This window comes from Lactobacillus delbrueckii subsp. jakobsenii ZN7a-9 = DSM 26046 (genome assembly GCF_001888925.1).
In the GTDB taxonomy this organism is placed as follows: domain Bacteria; phylum Bacillota; class Bacilli; order Lactobacillales; family Lactobacillaceae; genus Lactobacillus; species Lactobacillus delbrueckii.
Genome location: NZ_CP018218.1, coordinates 1,612,048 through 1,631,103, shown reverse-complemented (window position 1 = coordinate 1,631,103; position 19,056 = coordinate 1,612,048). Strand labels below are relative to the sequence as shown.

The following is a 19,056-nucleotide window of genomic DNA, read 5'->3' as shown; positions in this document are numbered from 1 at the left end:
AACTTGAATGAAGCGATGAGTTTACCTGACAAGAATATTGAGATTGACAAAACGTATTGGTCTGATGAACGAATTGATCAACTTGCTGATAAGTTCAGAAAAGTCTCAAGCGTGCCACTTTCATACATGATGTATAGTCCAAGTGGAATGAATACTAAGGGCACAATGATTCGCTGGTATTTTTCAATTGTCTCGGATATTAACGGAATAGAAGATAGCACCCGACTAAGCTCGCAAAAGATAATTATGCCGATTGCAAACACAAGCAACGCCACGAGGGTCTGTGACCAATCTAACGAAGCAAAATAAGGTATATAGATACCTAAATTATCTCCGCCAGACGCAATTGTCAGCAATGTAACTGTCCAAAACAGTTGATTTGCCTTGCTTTGTTCTAATCTTTCAATAATTTCTTCCTCTTCTTCTTCCTCACCTTCTCCAACAATTGCAAAGCGAATCCCTAAATAGATAGGGATTAAACCAAGCAATCCAACCATCCATGGTTCAGGCACGAAATTGACGACATAAGCAGCAACTAAACTCGCCCCTACAAGTAAGCCAGTGCCTAGACACTGCCCCGCATAAATATGCCATTTCTGTTTATTCTGTGATAGCTGTGCAAATAAAATAATTAAAATAATTAAATAATCGATACTGGTGGAAATATAAACACCAATAGCAGATATGATTGTCTGTCCCATAAAAAAACTCCTGTATTAGTCAGTAATAAATCAGCAAATTTTAAGAGAACACAGACACATTAATTTAGCTATCCCTAATGGGTAATGTCGAACGTAGGAAAGCATTTTACTCCTCCTCAAAACATAGTTACAAAGTAATTTCTAACTGGAATTCGGTGACTACTTCCATATAAAGTATAACCCACTATACTTTACTTGGGCTCGCCGAGGGGTCTTGCAGACGGCTCTTTCGGCTCTTTTGAGCCGAGTATCAGCGACCCCATTGGGTCAATTAGCTGATGCTTGTCTGACGATTTGCTACCCTACCAAAATGGTAGGTATGCAAACCTCAAACCTAAATAAAAAACCACTTCGACTTTTGAAGTGCCATAGAAAAGTTAGACATTTTAGAAAATCTTAAATAGTTGCCATTACACGATCTCTGTATTTTACAGGGGTCGTGTAATTTAGTTTATTGGACCTGGACCGTCTGATGTTGTTAAACCAATATATGTAATCTTCAAGTTCTTGTTGGACTTCCTCCAAAGAATGCAGTTTAACTCGATTTAGTCTCTTACGTTTCATTAAGTTGAATATAGTTTCACCCGGTGCGTTATCGTGACAGTTTCCCTTTCTGGACATTCTTTGAACTAGTTCCATCTCTTTCAAGCGGGCTTGGTAGGTTGGACTTTGATACTGAGAACCTTGATCAGAATGGATAACTGGGTGGGAGTAAGCCGGTAGTTTGGTTTCCAATTCATCTAGCATACCCAATACTAACTCCATGTCGGGGGAGTAGCTAGCAGTACATGCAAGGATCTCCAAAGAAGCCTCATCTACTACAGGCGAGATATAAACTTTCTTACCGTTAGTTAGTGCATATTCTGTAATGTCGGTATGGAGAACATGATATGGCCTTTCTTCATCGAAGTGCTGCTGAAGAAGGTTATCAGCTACTTTTCCTACAGTACCTTTGTAGGAGCTGTATTTTGCAGTTCTCTTGTGATATAGCTCGGTCTTCAGCCCGATACTGCGCATCAGTTTATGCACTGTTTCCATCGCTAATTTAACGCCCTTGTCACGCAGAGCAGCCCACATCGGACGGTAGCCATACGTGCCTTGGCCTTCGTTGTAGTAGATATCTTTGATAAGATCTTTTACTTCGGCGTACTTATCCTTCTTAGCGATTCTTTTAAGGTTGTCGTAATAAGTCTTACGATTGAGATTAAGAGCTTTAAACAACTGTTTTAACTGAAATTCTGGGTGGTCTGCCCGGATATCACAAGCTATCTGTGTCTTTTGTCGATTGGATAGCGTGGATACCGGGCGGCTACTTTTTTTGCGATGATGAGCTCCAATTCTAATTTTTTGATTCTGGCATCTTTTTCTAGAAGTTTGGCCTCATATTCCTGCTTATCAGTTAAAATTTCCTTTTGCTTATTATGCTTGGCTTTCTCGGTCTTCTTAGGCATTTTAGCGGGTCTACCTTTCTTGACAGGAAGGAGCGCATCTGGACCGTCTCGCTGTCCATGAATACACTTGTGACGGACTAATATTGAATTTAGCAGCTACCAGATTAAGTCCTACATCGGATTTTAGATAGTAGCTTACCACATCCATCCTAAAGTCAACAGAGTATTTTCTTTTGGTTCGCTTAACTTTTAAGCTTTCCAATCCATTAAGTTCAGCGGCTTTCACCCACGTACGAATTATTGACGCAGCGATATTATAGTTATTGGTTAATCCATTGTATGATTCTCTGCCGTAAAGATAATCAGAAGCAATTTGTACTTTTAGTTCAGGTGAATACTTGGCCACAAAAATACCCCATAATCGTTAGATGTTTATGTCTAACAATTGTAGGGCACTTCAAAGCGGCGTGATATTGAACAAGTTTTTATTTAGAACCACTTTATTGGTCAATGTCAATCCCTTAACTTAATGACATTGTCTCAACTCTGAGGCGGGATGTTTTTGCGTATGGGATTCTATTTTTGGACTTACATCATGTCGAAGGTAATTAAGTGGCAGTCGACTTGCTGGGCAAGCTGCTGGCATTTATCAGTAAAGCCGGTCTTGGAGAACAGGTAGTAATTTTTCTTAGGAGTGGGGAAGAGGCTGCTTCGGTAGATGAGAGTTTCGAGGATATCCGCGGAGATCGGTTCGTTTTTCCACTTGCATTCGCCAAAGTAGCCGTTCAGCTTTTGGTCATCGAAACCGACAATGTCCATTTCGACTTGCTTCTTTTCCTTGGGATCCGGTCCCCACCAGTTGCCTAAGTTGACAAAAGGCTCTGGCACCAGGTCTGGATCAAACAGTTTGGACCAGAGGTATTCTTGGGAGAGTTTTTCAAATTCTGGTCCCATGAAGTGGGGGAGCTGCTTAATGATGTAGTCTAAAATTGGCTCGGTAATCCCCCGTTCGATAAAGCTGACCCGTTTGCCGACGAAAGTATACCAGAAGCGGAACATGCCATCTTTGATGGCATAGATGGTCTTTCGGCTTCTGGCTTTATCAAGTTCCGTAACCGGCAACCGTTTTTCGACAATGCCCAGGTCGATCAAATTGTCCAGGTAAGGGCTAAGGGCTCCGCTGGCAATACCAGTTTTAGTTGAGATCTCTGACTGCCGGCTGGCCCCGGCCGCGATGGCACTGATGATTGAGCTGTAGCTTGCCGGCTCGCGGAGTTCTTGATTGAGCAGACTCATCGGCTCGGCATAGAGCATGGCGCTGGTGGTTAAGAAATTGTCCTTGATGTTCTCCCTAAGTGATTTTTTGGGAGACATCAGGGAGAGGTAGAGGGGAATTCCGCCGGTGATGGCATTGAGTTCAAAAACTTCTTCCTTATTTAATTGCGGGAAAAATTCTTCGGCATCATGCAGGCTGAAGGGTTTCAGCTTAAACTGAGCAGTTTTGCGGCCATAAAGCGGGCTCTTGTAGCCAAGGACCTGCTTTTCCATGAAGGACATGGAGCTGCCGCAGAGGATAAGAAAGAGTTTGTTCTGTTTAAAATAATGGTCGATGTAGGATTGCAGCATTGAACTGATTGGCGGATAGGCTTTCGCCAGGTAAGGAAATTCATCGATGACTAAGATTAAGCGGTCATTTTTCTCAGAGAGATGGACGAGATATTTGAAGGCCTGCTCAAAGGAAGCAAAATTAGGTCCATCCAGATAGCTGGGATCTTCGTAGGCGTGAATCGCGTCAGAAAAACGGGCCAGGTTTTCCAAGGCGTTTTCTTCAAGACCAGTAAAATTTATACTTTACAAGCTTACAATATACAAGTTTACGATATTGCTAATTGGGGGATGCGCCCTGTCTCAACACTGAGGTGAGATTTTTTGAGTATACAAGGACATATTTCAGATGAATGATTGATAAAAGCGAATGGAGAGTTTCCTTGATCAGTATGGCTATATATGATAATTTCAAAAGAAAGCGAATTAAAGAGATGAGAAAAGGAGAGGGAAAAGAAAATATGAAGCAGATTGTTGTGAAAGTTCTTGCGAATACGTTCCTGTTACGATTGGCAAAATTAAGCTTTAAGCAATCGGGCTGAAAGTGAAATTAGCCCTTGACGGGCAATCTTAGACCTAGTACAATAGTAGAAGTTGAGAACAAGAAGAAGCCCCCGCTTCTCGCCTAAGTTATTTAACCTCTGGGCAAATCGATATTTTCTGTTGATTTTAAAGGCGGGTGCTATATGCCCGCTTTTTTCTTGTCCTCGAAATTAACATGGAGGTGAACAGTTATACCACAGAAACAAAACAACATGATCCTTAACGAAAACATCCGCGCTCGTGAAGTTCGGCTGATCAACGCTGAAGGTGAACAAGTTGGGATCGTGTCAAGAAATGAAGCTCTGCGCCAAGCGAGCGATGCTGGCCTCGATCTGACTTTGATTTCACCAAACGCCAAGCCGCCTGTAGCAAAGATTCTTGATTATGGTAAGTACCGGTTCGAACAGCAGAAGAAGCTGAAGGAATCACGCAAGAATTCCAAGCAGGTCAGCGTTAAGGAAATCCGTTTGAGTCCGGCGATTGAAGGCAATGACTTCGAAACCAAGTTGAAGCATGCACGCAAGTTCTTAGAAAAAGAAGGCGCCAAAGTTCGTGTTTCGATTCGTTTCAGAGGCCGGGCAATCACGCACAAGGAATTAGGACAACAAGTGCTGGAAAAGATGGCCGAAGAAACTTCGGATATTGCTGTTGTAACCAGCCGGCCAAAGATGGAAGGCCGTCAAATGTTTTTAATGCTCAGTCCCAAGAGCGATAAAGACAAGAACAAACAATAGTTAATTGGAGGAATTTTACCATGCCAAAGATGAAAACCCACCGCGCTTCAGCTAAGCGTTTTAAGAGAACTGGTAACGGCGGTTTGAAGCGCCACCACGCCTTCACTGGCCACCGTTTCCACGGTAAGACCAAGAAGCAACGTCGTCATTTGAGAAAAGCCGCTATGGTTTCACGCAGCGACTTGAAGCGCATCAAGCAAATGCTTTCCCAAATGCGTTAATTTACTATTTTTTAATACACTAACGATATTAGGAGGATTTTCAGATGCCAAGAGTTAAAGGTGGTACCGTTACACGCGCACGTCGTAAGAAGGTTTTGAAGCTTGCCAAGGGTTACCGTGGCTCAAAGCACGTTCAATTTAAGGCTGCAAGCACTCAATTGTTCGTTTCATACAAGTACGCATTCCGCGACCGTAAGAAGCGCAAGAGCGAATTCAGAAGACTGTGGATCGCCCGGATCAACGCGGCTGCTCGTCAAAACGGCTTGTCATACTCAAAGATGATGCACGGCTTGAAGCTGGCTGGTGTTGACATGAACCGTAAGATGTTGGCTGACATTGCCTACAACGACGAAAAGACTTTTGCCGCTTTAGCAGAAACTGCTAAGAAGGCTTTGGCTTAATTCTTTGGAAGAAACGCATCTAGCTTGGCTAGGTGCGCTTTTTCTTTGTTAAATGCCGGCTTTCAGATATAATTAAGGAAGATGAAATTTAAGGAGGAAAACTCAGACATGAGTGAAGAAATTCGCTGCATCGGCTGCGGCGCGGCTCTGCAGAGCCAGGACAAGCAGCTGCCAGGCTACCTGCCGGCCAGTGCCCTGGCCAAGGTGGAAAATGGTGAAAGAGACGAAGTCTACTGCCAGCGCTGCTTCCGCTTGCGCCACTACAACGAGATCATGCCGGTCTCCCTGGACAATGATGACTTTTTAGCACTTCTGAACACCATGGCGGAAAAGAAGGCCTTGATCGTCAACGTGGTGGACCTGTTTGACTTCTCCAACTCGCTGATTTCTTCTTTGAAGCGCTTTGTCGGCACAAATGACTTTATCCTGGTCGGCAACAAGCTGGACCTCTTCCCGAAGAACTCCAAGGAAAGCAAGATCAAGGACTGGATGCGGCAGGAAGCCAACCGGATGGGCCTCTACCCAAAGGACATCTTCCTGATCTCCGCGGCCAAGAAGAAGAACCTGGACACTTTGATCGACTACTTGAACAAGCACAGCCAGGACCAGGACGTCTACTTCGTCGGCACGACCAATGTCGGCAAGTCGACCTTGATCAACGCCATTATCGATGAAATGGGGGACGTCCAGGACTTGATCACCACTTCCCGCTTCCCTGGGACCACTTTGGACCAGATCGAAATTCCCCTGGACAACGGCCACTTCTTGGTCGACACCCCAGGGATCTTGACCGACAAGCAGCTGGCCAGCCGGCTGGACCCGAAGGACCTGGACCTGGCTTCTCCAAAGAAGCCGCTTAAGCCCGCCACTTATCAGCTTTTGCCAGGCAATACCATCTTCTTGGCCGGCCTGGGGAGAATTGACTACCTGAAGGGGCCGTCAACCAGCTTTACTATCTATGCTGCCCGGGGTATGTACATCCACCGGACTAAGACGGAGAAGGCTGACGAATTTTACCAAAAGCATGTGGGCGAATTGCTGTCTCCGCCAGGGCCAAACAGCGACCTGCCGCCGCTTAAAGGGCAGGAGTACTCCATCAAGTACCGCAGCGATGTATTGTTTGCCGGGGTAGGCTTCATCACTGTGCCGGAAGGCTGCGTGATCAAGGCCTACACGCCGGGCGGAATCGGCTTGGGAACCAGAAGAGCTTTGATTTAGAGGTTGTAACATGGATTCATTGGTAGATTTCAGTAAAGAAACGCAAGTAAAAGTGCAGACGGCTGAGAGCCAGCGGAAAGGCAAGCAGATCGGCATCATGGGCGGCACCTTTAACCCGGTGCACATGGCCCATTTGGTCGCCGCTGAACAGGCCATGACCAAGCTGCACCTGGATGAAGTCTGGTTCATTCTGGACAATATTCCCCCGCATAAGGACGCTCCCTTAAACGTGTCTGCCCGCGACCGGGCCACCATGCTGGATTTGGCTACCCGGGACAATCCCCGTTTCAGGGTTAAGCTGCTGGAACTCTTCAGAGGCGGCGTTTCTTACACGATTGATACCATGCGCTATTTAACCAAGAAGGCGCCGGAAAACACCTACTACTTGATCATGGGCAGCGACCAGGTCAACAGCTTCCACAAGTGGAAGAATGCTGAGGAACTGGCCAAGTTAGCTACCTTGGTCGGTATCCGCCGGCCGGGCTACCCGCAAGATCCGCAATATTCCATGATCTGGGTTGATGCTCCGGACATCCGACTCAGCTCAACTGCTATCCGCCAGGCTGTCTCAACCGGAACCTCAATCCGTTACCTGGTCCCGGACAAGGTCCGCGAATATATTGAAGAAAAGGGGCTTTACCGTGACTGATCCAGTTTTTAAGGAAACATATTCCCCCTTGTCCAGCAGTGAATTGGTGGCCAAGGAGAAGAGCATGATGGATGAAAAACGCTTTGCCCACTGCGTCCGCGTCAGTGAAACGGCTCGGACCCTAGCCAAATTGAACGGCTATGACGAAGACAAGGCGGCTTTGGCTGGTTTTGTCCACGACTATGCCAAGCAGATTCCAGTTGAAGAATACATCAAGGTCATCAAGGAAGAAGGCTTTGATCCGGATCTTTTGAACTGGAACCGGGCTATCTGGCACGGGATCGTGGGCAGCTGGTTCATTAAGCGCGACCTCGGCATCACCGACCCGGAAATTTTAACCGCTGTCTACCGGCACACCACCGGGGACGTGGAAATGACCACCCTGGACCAGATCGTCTTCGTGGCTGACTATATTGAGCCGGGCCGGACTTTTGCCGGCGTTGAAGAGGCCAGAAAGACTAGCTACGCGGATTTAGCTTCCGGGGTTGGCTATGAACTGGCTCACACTCTGGCCTTTTTAGTCCAAAAGAGAAGCAAGATCTACCCAAGAACTCTGGCTGCTTACAATGTCTGGGCAGCTGAGTAATAACAGATAAATTAAGAGTAACTAAACATTAGGAGAAAAATTTGAAGAGCGAAGAATTACTTGACTTAGTTTTAAACGCAATCAGCGAACGGCACGGGGAAGACACCGAAGCCTACGACATGCGCGGCATCAGCATCCTGGCTGACTACTTCGTGGCCACCAGCGCCACTTCCAGCCGCCAGCTGCACGCCATTGCCAACAGCATCATCGAAGCCTGTCACGAAGCTAATTTCTATGACTACCGGGTTGAAGGCAATCATGACTCAGAATGGCTCCTGGTTGACCTAGGCGACGTCGTTGTCAACATCTTCTCAGAAGATGCCCGGGCCTTCTACAACCTGGAAAAGCTCTGGGCTGACGGCAAGCGCGTGGAAATCGAGGAAGACTAGGCAATGAGCGTTGTCGGGATTGTAGCTGAATATAACCCTTTCCACAGCGGCCATGAATTCCTGATGAACCAGGCCCGCTTGATCGCCGGTGATGACCCCATTATCGCGGCCATGTCCGGCAATTACGTGCAAAGAGGGGAAATGGCCATCCTGGACAAGTGGTCCAGGGCCCGCAGCGCCATTGAGGCTGGGGCTGACCTGGTCTTTGAGCTGCCTTTTTCCTATGCTGTCCAAGCTGCCGACATGTTCGCCACCGGCGGGGTCGACCTCTTAACCCGTCTGGGGGCCAAGAACCTGGTCTTTGGGGTCGAAGACGCCAACTTAAATTTTGAATATTTCGGCGACCGGATCTCCAAGATCCCCCGGCAAAGGCAGGAATTCGCCGACTACAGCCAGACTTATTCCACCCAGTACAACCAGATGGTGGCCCGGGAAGTCGGCCATGAAGTCAGTGAGCCCAACGCGATTTTGGGCCTGGCTTATGCCGTGGCTAATGCCAATCTGGGCTCGCCTTTAAAGCTCAGCCCGGTCAACCGGGTTGGGGCCGGCCATGATGACATCCTGCAAAGAGAAGCAGCTGTCCAAAGTGCCAGCGCTATCCGCAACCTCCTTTTAAACGGGGCCGAGCGCTCAGAACTGGAGCAATGGCTGCCAAAAGGGGAAATTGCCGCTTTTGACCAGGAAAAGGTTCTGCCCAACTGGGAACTGCTCTTCCCGTTTCTGAAATACCGGCTGGAATCAGCCTCAATCAAGGAATTGCAGCAGATCTACCAGATGAGCGAGGGCCTGGAATACAAGTTCAAGGCAGAAATCCACCTGGCTAAAAATTTTGCTGACTTCCTCCGCCGGGTCAAGTCCAAGCGCTACACCTATTCAAGGTTAAGAAGACTGAGTCTTTATACTCTTTTGAACGTGACTGAAGCCGATGTCTTAAACAGCTATGACCATGTTTCCACCATGCTTCTGGCTTACAGCAAGCGGGGACGGAAATATTTGAAGCAGCAGCGGAAAGACTTTGAGATCGATATCGTTTCCAAAGTTGACCGCAAGAATGCCCAAGAAGGGACCCTGGGCCTGCAGGTCAGGGTTGACCGCTTATTTGAACAGATTGTTGGCGCTGACCAGAACTTTGGCCGGCGGCCACTCGAGGTAAATTAATGCTAGAACTTTCAATTTCCCAAATCAAGAACAGCCGGGAGCCATTGACCCAGATCTCAGCTGATTTGACTTTTGCTGATGGCTTTTACCAGCGGGCCAAGGACCTGGTCTATGAGGTAAAAAGCGCCCACGTGGAAGGGCAGCTCTTTTATGACGAACCCTTCGTGACTGGCAATTTCCAAGTGGAAGCCGACCTCTTGGTTCCGTCCTCCCGCAGCCTGGAAGCAGTGCCTTTGAAGCAGAAATTCAGCTTCGTGGAAAATTATTCCGACCATGAACCGACCCAGGAAGAAAAGGAACTGGGCTTGATGATCATTCCGCTGGACGATGACCGCATTGACGTGCAGACGGCCGTGGAAGACAACATGCTCTTGAATATTCCAAGCACGGTTTTGACCAAGGAAGAAGCTGAAGAAGACCTGTACCCAGAAGGGCAGGGCTGGGAAGTCATGTCTGAACAAGACTTCGCCGGCCAGAAGAAGGACCAGGTCAACCCGGCCTTTGCCCAGCTGCAGGGTCTTTTGGACAAGATGCAGGCTGAAGAAGACAAAGATAAAGCCGAAGACGAAGAGAAATGATCTTCCTTAAAAACAAGTCTTTTTCCAGAGAAAATTAATCTGGCGGGGGACTTGTTTTTCTTTGGTACTTGTTAAAAAGCTGATTTTGGGCTATCCTAGAATTATTAAAATATACTTTAAGATTATACTTGGATTCAGCGGACCCAAATTAAATCTATAGGATATGAGGGGATAAAAACATGCCGAAAATTTTAATTGTTGAAGACGAAAAGAACCTGGCTCGTTTCGTCGAACTCGAACTCCAGCACGAAGGATATGAGACCGTAGTGGAAAACAACGGCCGCAAGGCTTTGGACCGCGCTTTGAGCGAAGACTTCGACGCGATCTTGCTGGATTTGATGCTGCCAGACTTGAACGGTTTGGAAATTGCCCGCCGGGTACGGCAGAGCAAGACCACGCCAATTATCATGATGACGGCCCGTGACTCCGTGATTGACCGGGTATCAGGCCTGGACCACGGGGCTGACGACTACATCGTCAAACCATTTGCTATTGAAGAACTCCTGGCCCGCTTGCGCGCTGTCTTGCGCCGGGTCAAGATCGAAAAGGACGCCTCAAAGGACAAGCTGCCGCGGCAAAAGGTTGTCAAGTTCAAGGACTTGACCATCGAAACCGCCAACCGGATCGTCCACCGGGGCGACGGCAAGACCGTTGACTTGACCAAGCGGGAATACAACCTGCTCATGACCTTGATCGAAAACAAGAACAATGTTGTTGGCCGAGACCAGCTCTTGAACAAGATCTGGGGACCGGAATCAAACATCGAAACTAACGTTGTCGAAGTTTACGTCCGTTACCTCCGCAACAAGATCGACATCCCTGGCCAGCCATCTTACATCAAGACGGTGCGCGGAACCGGCTACATGGTCAGAGACGAGGAAGATAATGCTTAAGCAAAACGCCGCCAGCGGCAAGAAGGGGACCAGACACGTTTCACTGATCGTGAGATGGGTCAGCATCGTCGCGATGACGATCATGGTCTCCTTTCTTGTTTTCTCAGCTGTCGTCTACAATACGGTCAAGCAGGAAGCCCTGAGCCAGCAAAAGGATACGTCTAACGAAGTTGTCAACGTTCTCCGCAAGCGTCTAATCGGCATCGATGATGAACTGGAGATCACCAACGTGGTCCAGCAACTGTCACCGAACACCAGACGGATTTTAACGGGCAGGCCGGCTCTGTCAGAAAATGACAACAGCAACAGCAGCGTTTTTGGCGACTCGGTCTTAAGCACCGTGACCAATCCTGACATGACCGTGGCGATCTATAATCTCCGCAATGAGATCGTCTTCCACAACGGCGATAGCGCCCCTAAACTGGTCAAGTTCACCAGTGAGAGCAAGAGTGTGGTCAAGGAGGGCAAGGATGGGCAAAGTTCTCTTTATGTCTACCGGAAGGTCAGAAACCGGAAGAGCCATAAATTGACTGGCTACATTGTCGTCAAGAACCGGATGACCGGCTACAACCGCTTGATTTCCCGGACATTGAAGGCCATGCTCTGGCTCTCAATCCTAGGGATCGGCCTGGCGATTGTAATTTCCTACCTGGTTGTCCGCAGCGTCGTCAGACCAATCAACAAGATGTCCAAGGTGGCCAGGGAAGTCAACGCCGACCCGAACAGTACGGCCAGAATTCCCGAGCTGCACAGAAACGACGAACTGGAAGAGTTGGCCCTGTCTTTCAACATGATGCTGGACCGGATGCAGAAGTATATCGAGCAGCAGAAGCAGTTCGTCTCTGATGTCTCCCACGAATTGAGGACGCCTGTAGCGGTCATTGAAGGCCATCTGAGCATGCTTAAGCGCTGGGGCAAGGATGACCCGCAGGTCCTGGAAGAATCCATTGACGCCTCGATTTCAGAGGCTGAGCGGATGAAGCACTTGATCCAGGAAATGCTGGACCTGACCCGGGCTGAACAGATCAGTGTCCACTACCCGAATGCCATCACTGAACCGATGGAAGTCTTGACCCGGGTAGTTGGGGACATGGGCATGGTTCACCCGGACTTCAAGATCTCTCTGGAAGTTGAGGACCTGGATCCGGATACTAAGATTCAGATCTTCCAGGGCCACCTGGAACAGATTTTGATCATCTTGATCGACAACGCGATCAAGTACTCAACCGACCGCAAGGAAATTGCCGTGGCTGCCGGCCAGTCTGGCCAGGAAATGCAGATCGTGGTCCAAGACTACGGGGAAGGGATTTCCGATGAGGACAAGAAGAAGATCTTCAACCGCTTCTACCGGGTCGACAAGGCCAGAACCCGGGAAAAGGGCGGCAACGGCCTGGGCCTGTCAATTGCCCAGAAGCTGGTGGAATCCTACCACGGGACCATTGACGTTGAATCAGTCTTAGGGCAGGGGAGCCAGTTCAGAATCACCTTCCCGGTCTTGACTGATGAAGAAGTCAAAGAATTGGAAAGCCGGGAAGAGAAAAAGCAAGCTGGAACTGAGAATCCAAAGCAAGATCCGATAATTTAACAGAATTTAGAGCAAAGTAAAAGCCGCTTTTCAGCGGCTTTTACTTTTTTCTTTTGTTTATTATCTTCTTTGTTTTTTCTGGAAGATTACTTCCGCTTCTGTTTGCCCTGGTTGCGCTTGCGCAGGTCGCCGGACTTCGGCTGGCTGGTTGGCTTTTGTTCAGGGGCTGGCTTTAAGATCTGGTCAAGCTTGGCTTGGGTAACGACTTCCACGATCGGGCTGTCTTCCAGTTCCTTGGAAACCCGCTTCTTGGCCCGCGGCTGCACGATGAAGGTGGTGATCAGCTGCTGGATGACCATGACCAGGTTACCGACTGCCCAGTAAAGGGCCAGGGCGCCGGAGAAGGACATGGAGAAGAAGAAGGTCATGATTGGGTTGATCAGCATGGTGGCCTGCATGGTCTTCTTTTGCTCTTCAGGGATACCGATCATGGCCACGTAGCTTTGAATCAAGGCAAAAACAGTGGCGATAATGGCCAGGACCATGGACTTACTGGACAGGGAAATGCCGAAGAAGGTGGACTTGGCCAGGGCGTTTGAGTAAGCCACGGCCTGGTAGATCCCGATCATGATTGGCATTTGGATCAAGAGGGGCAGGCAGCCCATCCCGCCAGTCATGGAGACATTGTTCTTGGAATAGATCTCTCTTTGCAGACCTGTCAAGGCCATCTGCTGGTCAGGAGTCATCCCTGGCGTCTTCATGGCCTTTTGCAAAAGCTGCATTTGCGGCTGCAGAAGGTGCATCTTTTCTTGCTGCAGGGTAGCCTTGTGCTGCTGGCTCAGCATGAGCGGCATCAAGATCACTCTGACGACCAAAGTGATGATGACGATGGCCCAGCCGGCCCCGCTGGCTCCGCCGATGGCGTGGGCGATGTTGACGGTGATATGCTGCAAAGGCAGGCCGATCCATTCATAGATCCAGTAGTAAGGACCACTAGTCGGGGCCTTTAAGCTGCCGTTTTTGCTGGTCTGGCTGGCGCAGGCCGTAAGGAAAAGCGGCAAGAGCGCCAGCAGGCTGACAGGTAATAAACGTTTTTTGATTTTTTTCATTAAATAGTTTCTCTCCAAATTCTTATGATCTGTCTAATATAATACATGAAAAGAATGCATTTGTTCCATTTCAGGCAGAACTTTTGTGTCCAAACGTGAAATTTGGGCATATGGCGCCGCGTTTGGCAACTCAGCTTTAAACTTGACCAGATCAGTTGGCGTCCCTTGAATGACAATGGTGACCGTCCCGTCAGGGTTGTTTCTCACGCTGCCTGGCAGTTTCATCTTCTGGGCCAGCATCTGCACGCTCCAGCGAAAGCCCACGCCCTGGACGACTCCATGCGCTAATAGTTCCCATGTTTGCATTTTGACTACCTTCTTTATTTTTTGCAAAAAATCATTAAAATAGTATTTCTAAGGAGTATTTTATCATGCAAGAAAGAACATCTGTCAACAATCCGCAAATTAAGGCCATCGGTAAGCTGCAGCAGAAGAAATACCGTGAAGAAAGCGGCTATTACTTGATCGAAGGCTTCCACCTGGTTGAAGAAGCCTTAAAAGCAAGCGTCAAGTACCGAGAAATCCTGGCTACTGAAGCAGCCCTAAGCCGCTTGGCGCAACTGGGCCTGGCTTATGATGAGGGCAAGCTGATCAAGATCAGCCAAAGCGTGGCCAGTCACCTCAGCAGCACCAAGAATTCCCAGGATATCTTTATGACCGTCAAGATCAACCAGTCTGAGCATTTTTTCTTCAGCTACGGGAAGTGGGTCCTCTTAGATGACCTGGCTGACCCGGGCAATGTCGGCACCATCATCCGGACGGCTGACGCGGCTGGCTTTGACGGGGTGATCCTGTCAAACAAGACGGTTGACCTCTACAACCCAAAGGTCCAGCGGTCCATGCAGGGGAGCCAGTTCCACTTGAACTTGATCAAGGCTGACCTGCCAGACGCCATTGCCAGCTTGAAGGCCGCGGATATTCCAGTTTACGCCAGCCTTTTGGATCCAGCCGCTAAACAATTGGGCGACTTTGCCCCAGTAGCCCAGGTTGCTTTGATCATCGGCAATGAGGCGCACGGGGTAAGCCCGGAAATCGCGGCTCTGGCTGACGAGAAGCTCTACATCCCGATCAAGGGCCGGGCTGAATCCTTGAACGCCGCTGTTGCTGCCGGGATCATGATCTACCACTTTAGCTAGGAAAAGGCTTTTTGCTTGTTTTTCGTAAGTAAAGTGTGCTTAAATAATTAACATGGAAACTAATTTGAGGAGGATTTCTCTATGACAGAATTAGCTGAACAGGACGTGCCATGCTGTAAAAACGCTGAAAACTACGAAATGTGTGCCCGCTTCGTCAAGGCCTTTGAGATCATCGGCAAGAAGTGGAACGGCTTGATCATCAGCTCCTTGTGCGACACCAAGGCCATGCGCTTCCGGGACCTGGCCCACGCGGTCGGTGCCTGCTCTGACCGGGTTCTGGTCGAACGCCTGCGGGAGCTGGAAGTTGACGGGATCGTCAAGCGGTCCAAGGATGCGGAAAAGAAGATCGTCCTTTACACTTTGACGCCAAAAGGGGCCGAATTAAAGCCGGTCTTCAACCAGGTTCATATCTGGGCTGACAAGTGGGCGTAAAAAACGACTTGCATTTAAGCAAGTTTTAGCCTATGATTTTAATTAATTACTAAGAACAAGACTAGTAGCAAGTCCGGTCTTTGACAGGGAGGTTTCTTGGCAACTGAAAGGAAACCAAAGAGCGGCTTGCGAATTTCATCTTGCGAGTAGGATCTAATCAATTCCGGCTGCCACCGTTATCGGTATAGAGCGTAGGCCTTTTTGGGCCTAAACTAGGGTGGTACCGCGAAGCTTCGTCCCTTTTGGGGGGGCGGAGTTTTTTTGTTGAAAGGAATAAGAAAATGGATTTATTTGATCGATTGAAGGACCTGCGGGAGCAGGGGCTTGCTGAAATCAAGGAAGCAGAAAGCGAAAAGAGTCTGAATGACGTCCGGGTCAAGCTGGTCGGCAAGAAGGGGGAACTGACGCAAATTCTGCACCAGATGAAGGACGTTGCTCCGGAAAAGCGGCGGGAAGTCGGCCAGAAGGTCAACGAACTCCGCGACCTCTTTAATGAAAAGCTGGCTTCTGCCAAGGATAACTTGATCGAAAAGGCAATTGAGGCCCGCCTGGAAGATGAAAAGATTGACGTGACCCTGCCAGGGCGCAGAAAGCATGTTGGCTCCAAGCACCCGATCAGAATCATTCAAGACGACCTGGAACGTTTCTTCATCGGCATGAGCTACCAAGTTGTCCAAGGTCCGGAAATTGAAAGCGAACACTACAACTTCGAAATGCTGAACCTGCCTAAGGACCACCCGGCCCGGGACATGCAGGCTACTTTCTACGTTGACGCTGACCACTTGCTGCGGAGCCAGACTTCACCAGTTCAAGCCCGGACCATGGAAAAGCATGACTTCGATAAAGGGGACCTCAAGATGATCTCCCCAGGCAAGGTTTACAGAAGAGACGATGACGACGCCACCCACTCCCACCAGTTCATGCAGATGGAAGGGCTGGTTGTCGGCAAGAACATCTCCTTGAGTGACCTTAAGGGGACCTTGGAACTGGTGGCCAAGCACGAATTCGGCCAGGACCGGGAAACCCGCCTGCGGCCAAGCTACTTCCCATTTACTGAACCATCAGTTGAAATGGACGTTTCCTGCTTTGAATGCGGCGGCAAGGGCTGCGCGATCTGCAAGAACACTGGCTGGATCGAAGTTCTGGGTGCCGGGATCGTTCACCCGAATGTTTTGTCTGCCGCTGGCATTGACCCAAGCGTCTACTCCGGCTTTGCCTTTGGCCTGGGCCTGGACCGCTTCGCCATCTTGAAGTATGGTATTGACGACATCCGCGACTTTTACAGTGACGACGTGCGCTTCTTGCAACAATTCCGTCAGGAGGAAGATTAATGTTAGTTTCTTACAATTGGTTGAAAGATTTCTTGAACATGGACGGCGTAGACCCTTACGCCTTGGCTGAAAAACTGACTCGGTCCGGGGTTGAAATTGCCTCAACGGTTCACCCGGAAGACGGCTTGAGCAAGCTGGTCGTGGGCCATATTTTGACCTGCGAAAAGATCGAAGGGACCCACCTCAACAAGACTACGGTCGACGTTGGTGAAGATGAAGCCCGCCAGATCGTCTGCGGGGCACCTAACGTGGCTGCTGGCCAGGACGTGATCGTGGCCCTGCCCGGGGCCCATTTGCCAGGCGGGATCAAGATCAAGAAGAGCAAGCTGCGCGGGATTGAATCCAATGGGATGATCTGTGGCCTGCAAGAACTCGGCTTCAGCGACTCAGTTGTTCCGCCGAAGTACGCCGACGGTATCTGGGTCTTCCATGATCCGGACCTTAAGCCTGGTGACTCTGTCTTTGCAGCCTTGGGCATGGACGATTACGTTTTGGACTTCGACATTACCCCAAACCGGGCCGACACTTCCTCAATGGAAGGGGCAGCTTATGAAGTTGGTGCCTTGATTGACCAGAAGCCAAAGATCGGAGACGTTGTCCTTAAAGAAGACGGGGCAGACTGGACTGGTGACTTTACTGCCGTTGCTGATGAAAAGATCGCGCCGAAGTACTACTTGAGAAAGCTGACCGGGGTCAAGATCGCTGAAAGTCCCCTTTGGCTGCAGGTCCGCCTGTGGAATGCCGGCATCCGCCCAATCAACAATGTGGTTGACGCGACCAACTATGTCATGCTCTTGACTGGCCAGCCAATGCACGCTTACGACGCCAAGCTTTTTGACAAGACCAAGAAGATCGAGGTCCGCTTGGCCAAGGAAGGCGAAAAGCTGCAGCTCTTGAATGAAAAAGAAATCGACCTGGACCCGCAAGACATCGTGATCACTGATGGTGAGCAGGCAGTCGGCTTAGCTGGCGTGATGGGCGGCTTGAACAGCGAAGTAACTGAAGAAACTACTGATGTGATCCTGGAAGCTGCTGTCTTTGACCCGGCCTTGACCAGAAAGGCAGCTCTGCGCCACGACAACCGGACTGACGCTTCTGCTTTGTTTGAAAAGGGGATCAACTGGGACAACACCCAAAAGGCCCTGGATATCTGCGCCTTGATCTTGCGGGCAAATGCCGGCGCCACTGTCTTAGCTGGTGAAATCAAGGCCAGCGACCGGGACAAGGAAGCAGTTGTTATTACGACCACTGCTTCCCGGACCAACAAGATCCTGGGCACTGACCTGTCCATGGACGAAATCGTCAAGATCCTGGGCAAGCTGAACTTCCCGGTTGCAGTAAATGGCGACGAATACACGGTAACTGTGCCAAACCGCCGCTGGGACATCTTCATTGACTCCGACATCTTTGAAGAAGTCGGCCGGATCTACGGCTACGACAACATCAAGTCCACCCACCCGGCGACCGGTGAACTTATTGGCGGCTATGCGGCTGATGAAGTCAAGGTCCGTCACCTGCGCCAATTGCTGGAAGGGCAGGGGCTCAGTGAAACGATCAACTACTCCCTGACTTCTGAAGAACTGGCTACGACTTTTGTCAAAAAGGCCCTGGCCCCAGTCAAGGTCAACTGGCCGCTGAACTCAGCCAGAACCACCATGCGGCAAAACTTGATTTGCGGCCTGCTCGACACGGTTGCTTACAACTTCGCCCGCAAGCAAACTGAACTCCAGCTCTTTGAAAACGGCCGCGTCTACGACATGGAAGGCGGCGACTACCACGAACATGAACACCTGGCAGCCGCTTACGTCGGCTTAGCTGGTGAAAGCAACTGGCAGCACAAGGACGAAGTCGTTGACTTCTACTACGTCAAGGGGCAACTGGAAGACGTATTTGAAATGATCGGGGTCAAGGACGTGGAATACCGGGCCGAAGCAATCAAGGGGATGCACCCGACCAGAACGGCTGGCATCTACGTAAGTGATGAATATATTGGTCTGATCGGCCAAATTTCCCCAGTTTTGACCATGACTGACAAGAACTTCGCCGGCAAGGAAATCTACGTTTACGAACTGAACCTGGATGCCCTGCTGCCGCTGATGGCTAAGGGGGTCAAGTCCAAGCCGGCTCCGAAGTACCCAGCCGTGCAGCGGGACCTGTCAATTTTGGTTGACGAAGATGTCACTAATGCCCAAGTTGAAAGCTGCATTAAGGAAAACGCCGGCAAGTACCTGGTTAGCGTTGAAGTCATCGACGTCTACCAAGGGGCCCACCTGGCTGCCGGCAAGAAGAGCCTGGCTTACCGCCTGACCTTCTTGAATGAGGCAGAAACCTTGACTGACGCGGTTGTCACTAAGGCAATTGACAATGTGCAAGCCGCTTTGGAAGAAAAATTAGAGGCAAACATTCGTTAATGGTTGACTTTCCCGGAATTAAATTCTAATATTTAACATTGCATA

The 19,056-nt window shown here is 49.4% G+C and carries 19 protein-coding genes, 1 pseudogene and 2 other annotated features; of the genes and pseudogenes, 15 read left to right on the top strand and 5 right to left on the bottom strand.

The genetic code is table 11. The annotated features are described in order from the left end of the window. Nucleotides 1–77: 77 nt before the first annotated feature. From LJ046_RS08290 to LJ046_RS08275, 3 genes and pseudogenes are all read right to left on the bottom strand, one after another. Nucleotides 78–701 carry a CadD family cadmium resistance transporter gene (locus tag LJ046_RS08290; RefSeq protein WP_002879229.1) on the bottom strand — a complete coding sequence of 208 codons (624 nt, stop codon included), beginning with the start codon at nucleotides 699–701 and terminating at the stop codon, nucleotides 78–80. A gap of 396 nt (nucleotides 702–1,097) precedes the next feature. Continuing rightward, nucleotides 1,098–2,498, bottom strand: a pseudogene (locus LJ046_RS10055) (IS3 family transposase). Between the two features lie 182 nt (nucleotides 2,499–2,680). Next, nucleotides 2,681–3,910 (bottom strand): ATP-binding protein, encoded by a 1,230-nt coding sequence (locus LJ046_RS08275; protein WP_002879232.1) that lies wholly within the window; start codon nucleotides 3,908–3,910, stop codon nucleotides 2,681–2,683. A gap of 383 nt (nucleotides 3,911–4,293) precedes the next feature. Then, nucleotides 4,294–4,405 (top strand) — a sequence feature (ribosomal protein L20 leader region). Nucleotides 4,406–4,452: 47 nt separating this feature from the next. On the opposite strand from LJ046_RS08275, the gene infC reads away from it, so the two are divergent. From infC to LJ046_RS08215, 11 genes are all read left to right on the top strand, one after another. Further along, nucleotides 4,453–4,974 carry a translation initiation factor IF-3 gene (infC, locus tag LJ046_RS08265; RefSeq protein ID WP_002879234.1) on the top strand — a complete coding sequence of 174 codons (522 nt, stop codon included), beginning with the start codon at nucleotides 4,453–4,455 and terminating at the stop codon, nucleotides 4,972–4,974. A 20-nt stretch (nucleotides 4,975–4,994) separates the two neighbouring features. Further along, nucleotides 4,995–5,195, top strand: coding sequence for a 50S ribosomal protein L35 (gene rpmI, locus LJ046_RS08260; protein WP_002879235.1), 201 nt, complete (start codon nucleotides 4,995–4,997; stop codon nucleotides 5,193–5,195). 44 nt (nucleotides 5,196–5,239) lie between these two features. Further along, nucleotides 5,240–5,596, top strand: coding sequence for a 50S ribosomal protein L20 (rplT, locus tag LJ046_RS08255; RefSeq protein WP_002879237.1), 357 nt, complete (start codon nucleotides 5,240–5,242; stop codon nucleotides 5,594–5,596). Nucleotides 5,597–5,704: 108 nt separating this feature from the next. Continuing rightward, nucleotides 5,705–6,814: a ribosome biogenesis GTPase YqeH gene (yqeH, locus tag LJ046_RS08250; protein WP_002879238.1), complete on the top strand. Its 1,110-nt coding sequence runs from the start codon at nucleotides 5,705–5,707 to the stop codon at nucleotides 6,812–6,814. 10 nt (nucleotides 6,815–6,824) lie between these two features. Next, complete coding sequence (locus LJ046_RS08245) at nucleotides 6,825–7,463, top strand: nicotinate-nucleotide adenylyltransferase (RefSeq protein ID WP_002879239.1); 639 nt, start codon at nucleotides 6,825–6,827, stop codon at nucleotides 7,461–7,463. Further along, the gene (yqeK, locus tag LJ046_RS08240) at nucleotides 7,456–8,049 is read left to right on the top strand and encodes a bis(5'-nucleosyl)-tetraphosphatase (symmetrical) YqeK (RefSeq protein ID WP_002879240.1); all 594 of its coding nucleotides are present in this window, start codon (nucleotides 7,456–7,458) and stop codon (nucleotides 8,047–8,049) included. Before LJ046_RS08245 ends, yqeK begins: the two co-directional genes overlap by 8 nt. A 41-nt stretch (nucleotides 8,050–8,090) precedes the next feature. After that, complete coding sequence (gene rsfS / locus LJ046_RS08235; RefSeq protein ID WP_002879243.1) at nucleotides 8,091–8,438, top strand: ribosome silencing factor; 348 nt, start codon at nucleotides 8,091–8,093, stop codon at nucleotides 8,436–8,438. Nucleotides 8,439–8,441: 3 nt separating this feature from the next. After that, nucleotides 8,442–9,596: a nucleotidyltransferase gene (locus LJ046_RS08230; RefSeq protein WP_002879244.1), complete on the top strand. Its 1,155-nt coding sequence runs from the start codon at nucleotides 8,442–8,444 to the stop codon at nucleotides 9,594–9,596. After that, nucleotides 9,596–10,174: a DUF177 domain-containing protein gene (locus tag LJ046_RS08225; protein ID WP_002879245.1), complete on the top strand. Its 579-nt coding sequence runs from the start codon at nucleotides 9,596–9,598 to the stop codon at nucleotides 10,172–10,174. Before LJ046_RS08230 ends, LJ046_RS08225 begins: the two co-directional genes overlap by 1 nt. A 179-nt stretch (nucleotides 10,175–10,353) precedes the next feature. Beyond that, nucleotides 10,354–11,067: a response regulator transcription factor gene (locus LJ046_RS08220; protein ID WP_002879246.1), complete on the top strand. Its 714-nt coding sequence runs from the start codon at nucleotides 10,354–10,356 to the stop codon at nucleotides 11,065–11,067. After that, nucleotides 11,060–12,652: a HAMP domain-containing sensor histidine kinase gene (locus LJ046_RS08215; RefSeq protein WP_002879248.1), complete on the top strand. Its 1,593-nt coding sequence runs from the start codon at nucleotides 11,060–11,062 to the stop codon at nucleotides 12,650–12,652. Before LJ046_RS08220 ends, LJ046_RS08215 begins: the two co-directional genes overlap by 8 nt. 86 nt (nucleotides 12,653–12,738) lie before the next feature. Here LJ046_RS08215 and yidC read toward each other — a convergent pair whose 3' ends face one another. Next, nucleotides 12,739–13,701 (bottom strand): membrane protein insertase YidC, encoded by a 963-nt coding sequence (yidC, locus tag LJ046_RS08210; protein WP_002879249.1) that lies wholly within the window; start codon nucleotides 13,699–13,701, stop codon nucleotides 12,739–12,741. A 33-nt stretch (nucleotides 13,702–13,734) separates the two neighbouring features. After that, nucleotides 13,735–14,007, bottom strand: a complete 273-nt coding sequence (locus tag LJ046_RS08205) for an acylphosphatase (protein WP_002879250.1) — start codon at nucleotides 14,005–14,007, stop codon at nucleotides 13,735–13,737. A gap of 65 nt (nucleotides 14,008–14,072) precedes the next feature. On the opposite strand from LJ046_RS08205, the gene LJ046_RS08200 reads away from it, so the two are divergent. From LJ046_RS08200 to pheT, 4 genes are all read left to right on the top strand, one after another. Continuing rightward, nucleotides 14,073–14,837, top strand: coding sequence for a TrmH family RNA methyltransferase (locus LJ046_RS08200; RefSeq protein ID WP_002879252.1), 765 nt, complete (start codon nucleotides 14,073–14,075; stop codon nucleotides 14,835–14,837). 81 nt (nucleotides 14,838–14,918) lie between these two features. Further along, nucleotides 14,919–15,269, top strand: coding sequence for a winged helix-turn-helix transcriptional regulator (locus tag LJ046_RS08195; protein WP_002879253.1), 351 nt, complete (start codon nucleotides 14,919–14,921; stop codon nucleotides 15,267–15,269). A gap of 42 nt (nucleotides 15,270–15,311) precedes the next feature. Beyond that, nucleotides 15,312–15,513, top strand: a binding site (T-box leader). Between the two features lie 37 nt (nucleotides 15,514–15,550). Next, complete coding sequence (pheS, locus tag LJ046_RS08190; protein WP_002879254.1) at nucleotides 15,551–16,600, top strand: phenylalanine--tRNA ligase subunit alpha; 1,050 nt, start codon at nucleotides 15,551–15,553, stop codon at nucleotides 16,598–16,600. After that, nucleotides 16,600–19,011: a phenylalanine--tRNA ligase subunit beta gene (pheT, locus tag LJ046_RS08185; protein WP_002879256.1), complete on the top strand. Its 2,412-nt coding sequence runs from the start codon at nucleotides 16,600–16,602 to the stop codon at nucleotides 19,009–19,011. Before pheS ends, pheT begins: the two co-directional genes overlap by 1 nt. Nucleotides 19,012–19,056 lie beyond the last annotated feature (45 nt).

Bases quoted from the DNA above. Each gene is read 5' to 3' on its own strand.
- LJ046_RS08290 (WP_002879229.1), bottom strand. From the start codon at position 701: ATGGGACAGACAATCATATCTGCTATTGGTGTTTATATTTCCACCAGT.
- infC (WP_002879234.1), top strand. From the start codon at position 4,453: ATGATCCTTAACGAAAACATCCGCGCTCGTGAAGTTCGGCTGATCAAC.
- rpmI (WP_002879235.1), top strand. From the start codon at position 4,995: ATGCCAAAGATGAAAACCCACCGCGCTTCAGCTAAGCGTTTTAAGAGA.
- rplT (WP_002879237.1), top strand. From the start codon at position 5,240: ATGCCAAGAGTTAAAGGTGGTACCGTTACACGCGCACGTCGTAAGAAG.
- yqeH (WP_002879238.1), top strand. From the start codon at position 5,705: ATGAGTGAAGAAATTCGCTGCATCGGCTGCGGCGCGGCTCTGCAGAGC.
- LJ046_RS08245 (WP_002879239.1), top strand. From the start codon at position 6,825: ATGGATTCATTGGTAGATTTCAGTAAAGAAACGCAAGTAAAAGTGCAG.
- LJ046_RS08230 (WP_002879244.1), top strand. From the start codon at position 8,442: ATGAGCGTTGTCGGGATTGTAGCTGAATATAACCCTTTCCACAGCGGC.
- LJ046_RS08225 (WP_002879245.1), top strand. From the start codon at position 9,596: ATGCTAGAACTTTCAATTTCCCAAATCAAGAACAGCCGGGAGCCATTG.
- LJ046_RS08220 (WP_002879246.1), top strand. From the start codon at position 10,354: ATGCCGAAAATTTTAATTGTTGAAGACGAAAAGAACCTGGCTCGTTTC.
- LJ046_RS08215 (WP_002879248.1), top strand. From the start codon at position 11,060: ATGCTTAAGCAAAACGCCGCCAGCGGCAAGAAGGGGACCAGACACGTT.
- yidC (WP_002879249.1), bottom strand. From the start codon at position 13,701: ATGAAAAAAATCAAAAAACGTTTATTACCTGTCAGCCTGCTGGCGCTC.
- LJ046_RS08205 (WP_002879250.1), bottom strand. From the start codon at position 14,007: ATGCAAACATGGGAACTATTAGCGCATGGAGTCGTCCAGGGCGTGGGC.
- LJ046_RS08200 (WP_002879252.1), top strand. From the start codon at position 14,073: ATGCAAGAAAGAACATCTGTCAACAATCCGCAAATTAAGGCCATCGGT.
- LJ046_RS08195 (WP_002879253.1), top strand. From the start codon at position 14,919: ATGACAGAATTAGCTGAACAGGACGTGCCATGCTGTAAAAACGCTGAA.
- pheS (WP_002879254.1), top strand. From the start codon at position 15,551: ATGGATTTATTTGATCGATTGAAGGACCTGCGGGAGCAGGGGCTTGCT.
- pheT (WP_002879256.1), top strand. From the start codon at position 16,600: ATGTTAGTTTCTTACAATTGGTTGAAAGATTTCTTGAACATGGACGGC.